Raw genomic sequence first — 13,134 nt, forward strand, 5'->3', positions numbered from 1 at the left:
TGCGGAGGCGATCCCGCAGCGTGGGTCAGCCCAACCGCGCCGCTGGCAGCGGAAGGTGCCTGTGCCCGAGACGACTTCCCACCAAACCGAAAACCATCTGGAGCCGCCATGCCCTGACGAGACCCCTGCCCCAGGCCGAACCGTACGCCCCTTCCGTGACATCTCCATCAAGACCCGGACGCCGCAGCTGGCGGGCCCGTGCGGTCCTGCTGGGGGCGGCCGCGGCGGTGCTGTCACTGTTCTGCCCCTCCTCCGCCACCGCGTCGGCGGCCGAGGAGCACAACGGCAGACGGTCGAGACGATCCTGGCGCAGCGTCCGTTCCCGCCTACGGACATCACCTTCTTCACTCCCGACGTGTGTCCCGCGTCCGGGCCGCTGGTGCCGGCTGCCGGCCCGGCGCGCACAGAGCGGCAGCTCGCCCTCGAACTGGCCCCAACCCTCGGCCGACGGTGCGGAGCGTTCCGCGCAGCCCAGGGCGTCAGCGTCTTCCTGGCCGACCCCGGCCTGCGCCGCACCGGCCCCCGCCCCCTTCTGCGGGCCTCCGCCGCCGCCCTGCTGTGCACCTTCGGCGAACCGGCCCTGACCACCCTGCGCGGGACGACCTTCTCCACCGTCCGCTTCGCCAACCTCGCCCCGCCACCATCGCCCAGGTCCCGCCCCCGGCCGTGCCCGGGCAGGGCCCGCAGATCCGGGTCAACCAGCGGTACCAGTTCGAAGACTTCCGCCAGCTCACCTCGACCCTGTTCCACGAGACCCTCCACCAGGACCCCACCAACAGCAGCAAGGAACAACTCACCGCTGCAGCCCTCGACACCCTCGTCCAGGCCCAGACCTACCCCACCGACCCAGCGCTCGCCGCCTCCCGCACCGAGCTCACCCGCCGCCTCAACACCAAGCTCATGGCACGCATCAACAGCGGTCCCGGCCCGCGCCTGGGACTCTTCACAGCCAACGGCCCCAACCTCTACCCCGGCGGCACCCCGCTGCCCTACTTCGCCGCCGCCTTCCCACCCGGCGGCCCCGACACCCCCGGCAACACCACCCTGCGCACCACACTCCGCCTCATCGCCAACCCCGGCACCACCCCGCCCCCAGGAGCCGACTTCAACGACACCACCCTCCAGTTCATCGACCAAAAACCAAGGACTCACCTCCACCGAGGTCCTGCGCACCGCCCGCAACCTGCGCCTGTCCGCCCCGGCAGCGACCTTGTAAAACCGAGTCGGGCCCGTCTGACCGCGTGCCGGGGCCAGGGAGCCTTCCTCCCGTTCATCCGCCAGCCTGCGGTCGGGCCGACACTTCCTTGGCACCGGCCGCAGCACGCCGCCGTCGGCGGTACAGACGAAGGTTTCTGTCCGCCGCGACGTGAGCCGGCCTTCGCCGCGCAGAGCTGCACACGGACGCTTCACCCGAACGGTCCCCCACATGCCGCAATGTCCGATCCGCGGTCCTACACCGGAGGTATGAAGCGATCTGCGTCCCAGCGGCTCGCGGTGGCGGTTGTGCTGAGCGCGGTTGCCGCGTTGGGCCCGCCAGGGAGTTCTGCGGCCGTGATGGGTCAGCCTTCCCCCATGCCGGGGGACATCGTCGAGGACCTTCGCGACCACACGGTGCCTGAAGCAACAGAAGGGACGAAGGTGCCGCAGAGTTCCGGGCAGCCGACCATGCAGGCGGTGGCGGCCTACCTCAACAGCGTCGTCCAGGACGCCGACGTCGTCTGGACGGCATTCTTCACCGCTGCGGGCCTGCAGGAACCACTGGTCAGCGTGGTGGTCGTCACCCCCGAACAGCCGCCCATCACCAGTAACTGCCTCAACCCAGATCAACAGCCCTTCGTAATCGCCCACGACACACCGAACGCCTTCTACTGCCCCAACGACCAGTACTTCCCGGGTCACGCAGGCACCATCTACCTTCCCGTCACCACCATGCAGAAGATGTGGACCGGCAACGTCTTCGAACGCCGCTCACAGCGCGCCGGCGACTTCGCGGCCGCCATCCTCACCGCCCACGAGTTCGGCCACCACGTGGTCGACGAGTGGGGCACCCAGCTCAGCCGGCGCGACGGTGTCACCTACCCGCAGCCCGGCGCCAAATGGAAGGAACTGATCGCCGACTGCCTGGCGGGCACCTGGACCGCCCACGCCTACTACAGCGGCTACCTGCAGGACGGAGACTTCGACGAGGCGGTCACGGCCTTGGAGGCCGTCGGGGACTACCGATTCTTTGCCCCCGACCACCACGGCACCCCACAGGAACGCCGCGAGGCCCTGCTCACCGGCTACCACGGCATCCCCAACCGCTACCCGCCCGGAGCGCCAGCAGCCTGCGTGGAGAAGTACTGGAAGCTGCAAGGATGAGTGAGCCTGACGTCCCAGACCTTTTGCCGTAGCGGTTTGCCTGGCGATCCCTGCCCCGCTATTCATCTCATCTCGGAAGACGGAACCATCGGATCCTGTGATGGTGATGCAGGTCGATTCGGCCGGCGCAACCATGCAGTGGATGAGAACCCCTTGATCCGGCCGGGCCGGGCCATGGTTGCGGTCCTGCTCGCACTCCACCCCCCGGACTCCTCAGGACTCCTCAGGATGCTGTGCCCTCTACGAGGAGAGCACAGGCCATTGTCGTTTCCCGAGAGCAGTTGGCGACAAGACGGGCAGTTCCTGCGTCGAGCGGTGTTCAGCCTGCGGTGAGCCAGCGGACCTCCCGGTCAGGATGCCGGGGCGGTCAGGACGGCCTTGGCAGCCAGCCGGAGATTCCTGATCATCGGATTCGGGTCGCCTTTGCGGCTGACCAGGACGACCCGGCTCGGGGGAGCACCCTCGACCGGGACGGTGACGAGGTTGGGACGCAGTGAGCTACGCCGATCGCCGACTGGTAGCACGGCGATGGCCCTGCCACTCGCGACGAGTTCGAGCTTGTCCTCGTAGCTCTCGATCGGTGGCACACTAGCCCCGAGGATCCGGTAGGAAGCCCAGCCTGCGGTCTCGAACGCGCATGGCGCCGCCTCTTCGCCGGCCAGTTCTTCCGCGGTCACCGACGCGCGGTCGGCCAAGGGATGGCCGCGCGGGACCACGAGCATCCGGGGCTCCTCGTACAGCGGGGTGGTGGACACGTCGTCGGCGGCGAGCGGCAGCGGGGCCCGCGCGATCAGGGCATCGACGCGCTTGTCGGACAGTGCCCCGACGTCGCGGCAGTTCAGATGCCGGGTGGCGATCTCGGCGTCCGGGTAGCGGCGGCGCAGTTCCCGTACGGCGGCAGTGATCATTAGGTCTTCGACGTAGCCGATGGCGATTCGTTCGGTCTGGGCTTGTTCACGCACGGCCAGTTCGGCCTGGCGGGCGGCCTGCAGCAGGTCTTGGGCCCGGGGGAGGAATGTCTGGCCGGCCGGAGTGAGCCGGGTGCCCTGGGGGGTGCGGTCCAGCAGTCGTGCGCCGAGATATTTCTCGAGCCGTTGGATCTGACGGCTCAGCGCCGGCTGGGCTACGTGCAGGTCGGCGGCGGCCCGGCCGAAGTGCTGGTGCGCCGCCACCACGGTGAAGTAGCGCACCAGCCGCAGTTCCAGGTCCTGTCCGAGATCGTTCACCCTCGCAGGGTACGCGTCATGCCGTTTCGGAATGATCAGGTTGCCGAACCGGCCTTGGACGGCCACACCGTCCCGGGCTTTGACTGAAGGAGCAACGTTTCCCCGAGAAAGCGACATGCGCGATGAAGGCGATCCAGTTCCACGAAGCGGGCGGGCCGGAAGTTCTGCAGTACGACGAGGTGCCGGTTCCCGGGATCGGCCCGGGCGAGGTGCTCGTCCGGGTGCACGCGGCGGGCATCAACCCGCCGGACTGGTACCTGCGTGAGGGGATGAAGGTCATGCCGGCCGAGATGAGGCCGGCGCTGGAGTTCCCTCTGATCCCAGGAACGGACATGTCTGGCGTGGTCCAGGCGGTCGCTCCGGACGTGCTGGGTTTCGCCGTCGGTGACGAGGTCTTCGGCATGCTGCGGTTCCCCGGATTCGACGGCCGGACGTACGCCCAGTACGTGGCCGCGCCGGCTTCTGAGCTGGCTCACAAGCCGGCCGGTATCGACCACGTGCAGGCGGCTGGGGCGCCGATGGCCGTGCTTACGGCCTGGCAGTACCTGGTTGATCTCGGCCACGACGTGCCGTCTCCTTTCACCGGCCGGGTGCACCAGCCAGTGCCGATCACGCCAGGGATGACCGTGCTGGTCAACGGGGCCGCCGGTGGAGTGGGCCACTTCGCGGTGCAATTGGCGAAATGGAAGGGGGCACACGTCATCGCGGTGGCCTCAAGCCGGCACGAGCAGTTCCTGCGCAAGCTCGGCGCCGATGAGTTCATCGACTACACCACGACGCAGGCCGCGGACGTGGTCAGCGGCGTCGACCTGGTGATCGACACCGTCGGCGGCCCGGACAGCTCACGCTTCCTGACCGTGATCAAGCGCGGCGGCACCATGCTTCCGGTGTTCTTCGCCCAGCACGACCCGGAAGAGACGGCGCGCCTGAACATCACCGTCTCGACCATTCAGGTACGTTCCAACGGCCCCCAGCTCGCCGAGATCGGGCGCCTGTTCGACGAGGGCAAGCTCAAGGTCGGGGTGGACAGCACCTACCCGCTGTCCGAAGCGGTCAGCGCACACACGCGAGCCGCGCAGGGCCACATCCAAGGCAAGATCGTGCTGACGGTGGTCTCGTGATCGCCGAACTCCGGCACACGGTGGCGAACTACGCCCACGCCCTGGCACCGACCGGGTGGACGTGCGCCTGGTCGAGGCGGTGCTGGAGGCCTTGGCCGCACAGGAGGATTTGTCGACAGGGACCCGCACTCGCGTAATCCGGCAAGCCGAGAAACTGGTCGCCGAACGGCACGGGGCGGGAACGGTCCAGCCGCTGCATGAGCTGGTCGTGCCAGACGGCCCGAGGGTGGGCGGTGCGGGCGTCGATCTTCCAGGTGTCGCCGTCGTACCAGCACTGGACGCGGTAGAAGGCGGTGACGGTGGGGAAGAGAGCGATACGCCGCAGCAGGGCGCTTCCCACCGCAGCCCGCCTGACTCGGGAGCGTTCGAGACTGGCACAGGCGTCGAGGTAGGCGGATTCGACGGGATCGATCTGCGGGACTGTCCAGAGCGGTCGCAGGCCGTTGCCTTCGCATCGGTGCCGGTGCCGGCGCTCGACGTCCTTCCACCCCCCCGTCAGCCCGCTGGGCAGGGCGAGAACGAGACCCGCTGCTTGCCCGAGGCTGTCCAGCATGTCCAGTCGCAGCTTTCGGCCGCAGGCTTCGATGCCGCTCACCCGAAGGCCGGGGATCCCGGGCAGATCATCGCCGCTGCCGGGGGCGGGGGCCGCAGGCAGCAGACGACTCAGGCAGTGCTCGGGAAAGGAGTACCGCTCCTGACCGAGGTAGGGGTCGAGGTGCAGGGTGAGGGACGTACCGGCAAGCTCGGTTCCGGCGAGGTCCAGGCGTCCTTGCCGCTCGCGGCGGCGGGAGTCGGCAGCACCGAGTGGGGCTGGCAGGGCACCGGTCGCTACCGCGACGGCACCCGCGGCACGTGGAAGGGACTCACTCCCGTCATCGCGCACGGCGGCAGTGTCGCCACGGTCTTCGCATGCCGCCCGAGGGACGGCGGCTGGGTGCCCCCGGGCCGGATCCCCTACACCTGGGCGGCCGGCGCGCACATGCGGATCCAGGGCGAGTACGAAACGGCCTGAAGGGCGAGCGTGACCGACGCGTTGTGCTCGAGGTGGAGCCGCGGCGGCGTACTCATCGCCAGGTGCTCGACGAGATGCGTCACGCCCAGCTGCCCGAACGTCTCGTCGTTCACCCCGCACCCGAATATGAGAACGGCTGCGAGAGGTCAGGGAGCCTCCGCCCGCAGCACAGCGGGGCGGAGGAAAGAGTCCCGCGTGCGGCGAGCGCAGCCGCCGCTTCACCCGCGGCCGAGCCAGGCCCATGACTACGAGGAGCGGGAGGACGGCGACGCCCTCCTGCAGGCCGGCGACCCCTCCGCCAGGGCTTGCCGTGGGCTGGTCCGCCGGGATGCGAGCGGGGACGGGCTGGCGCTGGTTGGACTCGTGCGGCCGTGCGGCGTGCGGCCGTGCGGCCGTGCGGTGGGGCTGGCGCCGCCGCCGTCCCGCCCGAGGCCCCGAGGCCCCGAGGCGGCCGGGGCGCCCCACTCCTGCGGGGAGTGGGGCGCCCCGGGCAGGCCGATGGGCGGCCTCAGGCGACGTCCGCGCGGGGACCGGCGATCGCTTCGGGCCGTAGGAGGGCCGCAAGCTTCTCGGCCGGGAGCAGGCCCTTGTCCAGGACGAGTTCGGCCACACCACGGCCGGTTGCAAGCGCCTCCTTGGCGATGTCGGTGGCGGCGGTGTACCCGATGTGCGGGTTCAGGGCGGTCACCAGGCCGATCGAGTTCTCGACGGTCGCGCGCAGCAACTCGGTGTTGGCTGTGATGCCGGCCACGCAGCGCTCCGCGAGGGTGAGGCAGGCCGCGCGGAGGTGCGTGACGGACTCCGACAGCGAGTGAAGGATGACCGGCTCGAAGGCGTTGAGCTGGAGCTGTCCCGCCTCGGCGGCCATGGTGATGGCCACGTCGTTGCCGATCACCTCGAAGGCGACCTGGTTGACGACCTCGGGGATCACCGGGTTGACCTTGCCTGGCATGATGCTCGAGCCGGCCTGTACCGGCGGCAGGTTGATCTCGCCGAGACCCGCGCGCGGCCCCGAGGACAGCAGGCGCAGGTCGTTGCACGTCTTGGACAGCTTGACGGCGATGCGCTTGAGCACGCCCGACATCTGGACGAACGCGCCGCAGTCCTGCGTGGCTTCGACCAGGTTGGCCGCGGTGACCAGGGGCAGACCGGTGATGTCGGCGAGGTGGCGGCGGGCCGTTTCGGCGTATCCGGCGGGGGCGTTGAGGCCGGTGCCGATCGCGGTCGCGCCGAGGTTGATCTCGTGGATCAGCTCCACGGCTTCCGCGAGCCGGCTGCGGTCCTCGTCGAGCATGACGGCGAAGGCGGAGAACTCCTGCCCGAGCGTCATCGGCACGGCGTCCTGGAGCTGGGTGCGGCCCATCTTCAGGACGTCGCGGAACTCGACGGCCTTGCGGGTGAAGGCCTCCTGGAGCACGGCCATGGCGTCGAGCAGGCCGTGCACCGCGCAGACGGTGGCGATCCGGACGGCGGTCGGGTAGACGTCGTTGGTGGACTGGCTGAGGTTGACGTCCTCGTTGGGGTGCAGGTGCCGGTATGCGCCCTTCGTGTGGCCCAGCAGTTCCAGCGCCCGGTTGGCGACGACCTCGTTGGCGTTCATGTTCGTCGAAGTGCCGGCGCCGCCCTGGATGACGTCGACGACGAACTGGTCGTGCAGCTTCCCGCCGCGGATCTCCTGGCAGGCGGCGACGATCGCCGCGGCCTTCGAGGCCTCCAGCAGGCCGAGTTCCTCGTTGGCCAGGGCGGCGGCCTCCTTGACGGAGGCGAGGGCGTCGATGAGGTGCGGGTAGGTGGAGATGGGGGTGCCGGTGATGGGGAAGTTCTCGGTGGCGCGCAGGGTGTGGACGCCCCAGTAGGCGTCCGCGGGGACGTCGCGGTCTCCGAGCAGGTCGTGTTCCCTGCGGGTGGCGGCGGTCATGGGTGTGCGGGTCCTCTTCCTGAGGTGGTGGCCGGATTCCGGCAGTCTGTGCGGTCAGGCGGGTACGGGGGCGGCCGTCGGGGCCAGTGCCGGCACCGGCCGGATGGCGCCGAGGAGCCGGTCGCCGCCGGTGACGGGTTGCTCCGTGAACCGGGCGAGCAGCCGCGGGTCGGCTCCCGCCATGGCCAGGGCTGCGGCCGTCACGGGGATGCGCGCGCGGTTCGCCCCGTCAGCGATCTTCACGGCCACGGCCCGGCCGTCAGGGAGAGCGGCGACCTGGACGCCCTCGAAGCCGTCCTTGGCGAGCAGCCCGGGCACGGCGCGCATCAGATCGGCGACGTCCCGACCGGCGCCGGAGGCCATCTCGGGGTGGCTGCGCAGGGCATCCGCCACCCGGTGCTCGGCCGTGCCCGGCGCCGCGGTGGCGATGCGGGCCGCGGCACGGGCCAAGCCGTGCAGGGAGACCGAGAACAGCGGGGCGCCGCAGCCGTCGACGGTGACATTCGCGGTGCGCTGGCCGGTGAGCTCCTCGACGGCCTCGGCGATCGTCCTCTGGAGCGGGTGGGCGGGGTCCAGGTAGTTCTCCAGGGGCCAGCCGGCCAGGATGCAGGTGTACAGCATCGCGGCGTGCTTGCCGGAGCAGTTCTGGGCGAGCCGGGAAGGCGGGCGCCCCTGCCGCGTCCAGGTGTCCCGAACGGTCGGATCGTAGGGAAGGTCCGGGACGTTGCCCAGGTCCTCCTCGGTGGCGCCGGCCAGGGCCAGGATCCGCCGGACCCCGGCGAGGTGGCGTTCCTCGCCGGAGTGGCTGCCCATGGCGAGGGAGAGCAGGGCGCCGTCGAGGGGCAGGCCGGCCCGCACCATGGCGGCCGCCTGGACGGGCTTGAGGGCCGAGCGGGGGTAGCAGGCCGCCTCGGTGTCGCCGAGGGCGAAGCGGACCTCGCCGCCCCGGCCGAGGACGACGACTGAGCCGTAATGGACGCCCTCGATGACGCCGCCCCGGGTGACGTGGGCGACGGGTGCGTGCAGGGGCTCCCGGATGCCGGGCGCGTCCGCGAGGGGTGCGCTGCGCATCAGTGCCTCCTTTGAGTGTGCTGGTTCGAGCCGGTAGGGGCTTGTGTCGGTGACGGTGCGCCGGCTGCGCGGATCGTGCAGCGGACGCCGTCCGGTTCAGCTGCCGGTCTTGGTGGCGGCGCGTGCGTCGCGGCGGCGGATCGCGTACCAGCCGGCCACGAGGGTTCCGGCGATCAGCGGCACGCACAGCACGGTGGTGCGTCCCGCTCCGCCGTCGGCGTACATCAGGACCAGGACGGAGGCGAGGAAGACCAGGGTGATCACCTGGGTCCACGGGGAGCCGGGCAGGCGGTAGTCGGGGCGGGTGAGTTCGCCGTCGCGGGTCTTCCGCCAGAAGATCAGGTGGCAGACCATGATCATGCCCCAGGTGGAGAGGATGCCGAGGGCGGCGAGGTTGAGGACGATCTCGAACGCGTCGTCGGGCACCACGAAGTTGAGGCCGACTCCGAGGACGCACACGCCGCTGGTGAGCAGGATGCCGCCGTAGGGCACCTGGGTGCGGCTCATGCGGGCGGTGAAGCGGGGGGCGGAGCCGTTGACGGCCATCGAGCGCAGGATGCGCCCGGTGGAGTAGAGGCCGGAGTTGAGTGAGGACATGGCCGCGGTGAGGACGACCAGGTTCATCACGCCGCCGGCGGCGGGGACGCCGATGTGGGAGAGCACGGTCACGAACGGGCTTTGATCGGCGCTGTAGCCGTTCCACGGCATCAGCATCGACAGCAGGACGACCGAGCCCACGTAGAAGAGGCCCACGCGCCACATGATCGAGTTGATCGCCTTGGGCATGATCTTCTCGGGGTTCTCGGTCTCGCCGGCCGTGACGCCGACCAGCTCCACTGAGGCATAGGCGAAGACGACGCCCTGGACGATCAGCAGCATGGGCAGCAGGCCGTTGGGGAAGATCCCGCCGTTGTCGGTGATCAGGGATGGGCCGGGTACGACGCCGTCGACGGGGTGGCGGGTGACCAGGAGGAAGATTCCGAGGGCCATGAAGACCACCAGGGCGCCGACCTTGACGATGGCGAACCAGAACTCCAGTTCTCCGAAGATCCTCACGGAGATGAGGTTCACGGCGAGGACCACGGTCAGGGCTATGAGGGCGATCACCCACTGCGGGACGTCGGAGAACAGGCCCCAGTAGTGGGTGTACACGGCCACGGCCGTGATGTCGGCGATTCCGGTGGTGGCCCAGTTGAGGAAGTACATCCAGCCTGCGGTGTAGGCGCCCTTCTCGCCCAGGAACTCGCGGGCGTAGGACACGAAGGCGCCGGACGACGGCCGGTACAAAACGAGCTCGCCGAGCGCCCGCACGACGAGGAACGCGAAGATGCCGCAGACGGCGTAGGCGATGAACAGCGAGGGCCCGGCTTCGGCGAGCCGGCCGCCCGCACCGAGGAAGAGCCCGGTGCCGATGGCACCGCCGATGGCGATCATGTTGACGTGCCGGGGCTGCAACGACTTGCTGTAGCCGGCGTCGCCGGCGTCGACGTGACGGGGGGAGGGGCGCCTCTCGTCTTCGAGGAACTGCTCGCTCACGCCTCGGGTCCGCCTTCCGTGGGGCTGTCCGTGCGCTTGGGGTGCACGATGTCGGTCAGGGTCGTCTCGACCCTGTGGAGGTGGTGGGACATGGCCTCGATCGCGTCCGGTTCGCAGCCGTCGATGAGCGCCTCGTAGATCGCCCGGTGCTCGCAGTTGGACTGCTCGCGGCGGCCGCCCAGCTCGTTGAGGAAGGTCGACTGGCGCGCCAGTGCGTCGCGGATCTCCTCGATGACCCGTCGGAAGACCGGGTTGCGGGAGGCTTCGGCGACCGCCAGGTGGAAGACGGTGTCGAGGGCCACCCATGCCGTGGTGTCGGTCTCCTGCTCCATCCGGTCGAGCAGGTGGGCCAGGTGGTCCAGGTCTTCCGGAGTGCGGCGCAGCGCGGCGTACCCGGCGACCGGGATCTCGACGTGCCGGCGCACCTCGAGCAGGTCGCTGGCGGCGTAGTCGCCGAAGGTCGGGTCCTCGACCGTGTTCGCCACGACGAAGGTTCCCTTGCCCGTCTTCGAGACGGTCAGGCCCATGGCCTGCAAGGCCCGGAGCGCCTCGCGCAGAACGGGCCGGCTGACCTCGAGAGCGCGGCACAGCTCGGCTTCGGAGGGGAGCTTGTCCCCCACTGCGTACTCACCGCGCTCGATGGCGGTGCGCAGGTGGCCGAACACCGCTTCCATCGCGCTCACGCGCCGCGGCATCCCACCACCTGTCTGGCTGTCTGACAGGTTCACGGCCTGATCTTGGGGCCTGCCGAGCAGGGATGTCAAGAGTCGCCGGGAACCCGGCGAGAGGGGCTTCCTGCGGCCTGGGGGGTCTGCTCGTCGCCCAGGCGGGCCCGCCAGTCGCCGACGAGGTCGGGGGACGTGTAGGCCAGGCGTGCTATCTCCTCGTCGCTGCGCCCGTCGGCCCACGCCAGGATCCGCGTCACGGTGCGGTTCCGTGCGGCGCGGAACTCTCTGAGCACGTTCTCCAGGCGTTCGACCTCCTCGCCTTCGCGGACGAGCTGCCGATCGACGGCCTCCCTTTCCTCGGCGCGCAACTTCCGCAGGTGGGCGGGCAGTCCCATCAGAGCCAGCCCCTCCTCCTGCGCGGCGCTCTGGAAGCCTTCGGCCAGCAGCGACAGGATGCAGTCCGGCACGTCGGCGAGGGTGGCTCCGGGGGGTTTGGCCGCCTCCCAGGCACTCCTGCCGGCCTCTGTCGTCTCCAGCCAGGTGCGGGCGTCCGTCGGAGTACGGCCGCCGCAGGCCCGGGCGCGGTGGGCATACAGGGCGGCACGGTGGCCGTAGAAGGTGAAACCGTCCTCGATCTGCCGACCGGCAGCGAGGCAGACGCGTCCCGTGACGCCGCCGTAGCCCGAGTCGGGCCGGTAGTCCGCAAAGGCGTCGAGTTCCGCGTCGGTGGCCACCGCCCAGGCGGGGTCGCACAGGTCGGGGTTGCTTTCGAGGAAGGCGTCGACCTCGACCCGCCACGTGGGGACGGGGGTCATTCGAAGCCTGGGCCAGACGACCGCTTCGGAAGCCTCGGAGGAGTGGGAGGCGACCCGCTCGATGTCCTCCCAAGCAGTGGCCGCTTCGGCGGACCACTCCAGTTCGCAATCCGGCCCCGTTCGGTGGATCGAGTCGACGAGCCGCTGAACGGCCTGCAGCACGCGCAGCGCGAGCGCATACAACTCCGGGGCGGTGAAGAAGCGCCAGGAGCAGCCGTGTTGCTCATCGTGTGTCATGTGGCTCAGCAGTTGCACCAGCACCCCGGGGGCCGGCAGCATGCCGTCGCCCAGCGCCTTGCGCGGCACGCCGGGAAGCCGGCCTTCCACGTCTTCCCGTGGAGCCCGCCAGTCGACATCCCCGAACCAGACCGCGCCAGTGCACGCGTCGACGGCCAGCCATTGCTGGTATCCCACCCCCGGGCCGTACCGCTGTTCCTGCTGCTCGGCGTCCTTGTCGTGCCAGATGTACTCGGGGGGAGGCGGATTCAGCTCGGCGGCCATGAAGCCGTCCTCGGGGCGGTAGCCGGTGAGGATGCAGGCCGTTCTCGGCGCTTCGGCGGCGGTCATGAGGGGTTTCCTCTCGGTGGAACAGCAACCTCCGCAACCGTAGTGTGCCTGTCGGCCAATAGTTCAACATTCAGCCATTTGGGTCGACTCGACGACCCAGGAGGCCAGCCCGCCAGCTACGGCGACGCAGGGAGTTCTACGCGCGTTCAGCTCCAGCGTCAGGTTGTCTTGTTTTCATACATTCGGCATGGCCTGTTGGCTTCGCGGTGAATGAGTCCGATGTTGGTGCTGGCGGCGACTGTGGCGAAGGGTGCCTGTTGGCTCGTGTGTGACGACAATCCTGGACGCTCTTCTGGCGGCACTGTTCGTGTTCATCGACGACCATGTGGCGCCTTGTCGTGGGATCGGGCGACCCCCGAAGCTGATGGACGCCGAACTGCTGTGCCTGGCGGTCGCCCAGGTCCTCCTCGGGCTTCCCCTCGGCCCGGCACTGGATCCGCTTCGCCCACGCTCGGCTGGGACAACTGCTGGGCGCAGGTCGGGATTCGGCCCGTGGTCACCCACCGGCAGGAACGGTTCGATCAACTCCCATTCGCCCTTACTGAACCTCTTTCAACCTGTCTCTGAGGTGTGAAAGCGCTGGTCAGTGGGGTGGTGGTGACATGGCGAAGCCCCTGTCGTTGGTGTGGTGATTCCACTCATCACATCGACGTCAGGGGCTTCGTTGGTTCCGTATCCTGCCATGCTTGACGTCCCGTACGAGCTGGTTGAGCACGTCTCCTGGCTGCTTTACACCCGAAGGCGTGAGGTGAACTCACGCTGGCGCAAGCTCGGTTGTTTCAAGCAGGCCCTCCTGGCTCTGGCCCACCTACGCAAGAACGAGACGTTCGCGCAGCTCG

Annotated in this window: 10 protein-coding genes and 1 pseudogene; 4 read left to right on the top strand and 7 right to left on the bottom strand. The window is 69.5% G+C overall.

The window, feature by feature from the left end; all coding sequences use genetic code 11:
* Positions 1-666: 666 nt before the first annotated feature.
* The gene (locus ACFVGY_RS14865; protein WP_385676306.1) at positions 667-2,361 is read left to right on the top strand and encodes a neutral zinc metallopeptidase; all 1,695 of its coding nucleotides are present in this window, start codon (positions 667-669) and stop codon (positions 2,359-2,361) included.
* A gap of 350 nt (positions 2,362-2,711) precedes the next feature.
* Here ACFVGY_RS14865 and ACFVGY_RS14870 read toward each other — a convergent pair whose 3' ends face one another.
* On the bottom strand, positions 2,712-3,587 hold the full coding sequence (locus ACFVGY_RS14870; protein ID WP_385676309.1) for a LysR family transcriptional regulator: 876 nt from the start codon (positions 3,585-3,587) through the stop codon (positions 2,712-2,714).
* 122 nt (positions 3,588-3,709) lie between these two features.
* On the opposite strand from ACFVGY_RS14870, the gene ACFVGY_RS14875 reads away from it, so the two are divergent.
* Positions 3,710-4,708: an NADP-dependent oxidoreductase gene (locus tag ACFVGY_RS14875; protein WP_385676312.1), complete on the top strand. Its 999-nt coding sequence runs from the start codon at positions 3,710-3,712 to the stop codon at positions 4,706-4,708.
* Positions 4,709-4,736: 28 nt separating this feature from the next.
* Here ACFVGY_RS14875 and ACFVGY_RS14880 read toward each other — a convergent pair whose 3' ends face one another.
* On the bottom strand, positions 4,737-5,303 hold the full coding sequence (locus ACFVGY_RS14880; protein WP_385676315.1) for a hypothetical protein: 567 nt from the start codon (positions 5,301-5,303) through the stop codon (positions 4,737-4,739).
* Between the two features lie 75 nt (positions 5,304-5,378).
* Here ACFVGY_RS14880 and ACFVGY_RS14885 point away from each other — a divergent pair, with 75 nt between their 5' ends.
* On the top strand, positions 5,379-5,720 hold the full coding sequence (locus ACFVGY_RS14885; protein ID WP_385676318.1) for a hypothetical protein: 342 nt from the start codon (positions 5,379-5,381) through the stop codon (positions 5,718-5,720).
* 508 nt (positions 5,721-6,228) lie between these two features.
* Here ACFVGY_RS14885 and aspA read toward each other — a convergent pair.
* The 5 genes from aspA to ACFVGY_RS14910 all read right to left on the bottom strand — a co-directional run bounded on the left by aspA (position 6,229) and on the right by ACFVGY_RS14910 (position 12,295).
* Positions 6,229-7,638, bottom strand: coding sequence for an aspartate ammonia-lyase (gene aspA, locus ACFVGY_RS14890; protein WP_385676321.1), 1,410 nt, complete (start codon positions 7,636-7,638; stop codon positions 6,229-6,231).
* Positions 7,639-7,692: 54 nt separating this feature from the next.
* On the bottom strand, positions 7,693-8,709 hold the full coding sequence (locus tag ACFVGY_RS14895) for an asparaginase (RefSeq protein ID WP_385676324.1): 1,017 nt from the start codon (positions 8,707-8,709) through the stop codon (positions 7,693-7,695).
* A 96-nt stretch (positions 8,710-8,805) separates the two neighbouring features.
* Positions 8,806-10,245, bottom strand: coding sequence for an amino acid permease (locus ACFVGY_RS14900; protein WP_385676327.1), 1,440 nt, complete (start codon positions 10,243-10,245; stop codon positions 8,806-8,808).
* Entirely contained in the window at positions 10,242-10,919 is a 678-nt protein-coding gene (locus ACFVGY_RS14905; protein ID WP_385676343.1) for a FadR/GntR family transcriptional regulator, read from the bottom strand. Before ACFVGY_RS14905 ends, ACFVGY_RS14900 begins: the two co-directional genes overlap by 4 nt.
* 86 nt (positions 10,920-11,005) lie before the next feature.
* Positions 11,006-12,295 carry a hypothetical protein gene (locus tag ACFVGY_RS14910; protein ID WP_385676329.1) on the bottom strand — a complete coding sequence of 430 codons (1,290 nt, stop codon included), beginning with the start codon at positions 12,293-12,295 and terminating at the stop codon, positions 11,006-11,008.
* A gap of 625 nt (positions 12,296-12,920) precedes the next feature.
* Between ACFVGY_RS14910 and ACFVGY_RS14915 the strand changes: the two are divergent.
* Positions 12,921-13,134 (top strand): annotated as a pseudogene (locus tag ACFVGY_RS14915) (IS5/IS1182 family transposase); the annotation flags it as partial.

The sequence above is a fragment of the Streptomyces sp. NPDC127106 genome (assembly GCF_042677605.1).
Taxonomy (GTDB): Bacteria; Actinomycetota; Actinomycetes; order Streptomycetales; family Streptomycetaceae; genus Streptomyces.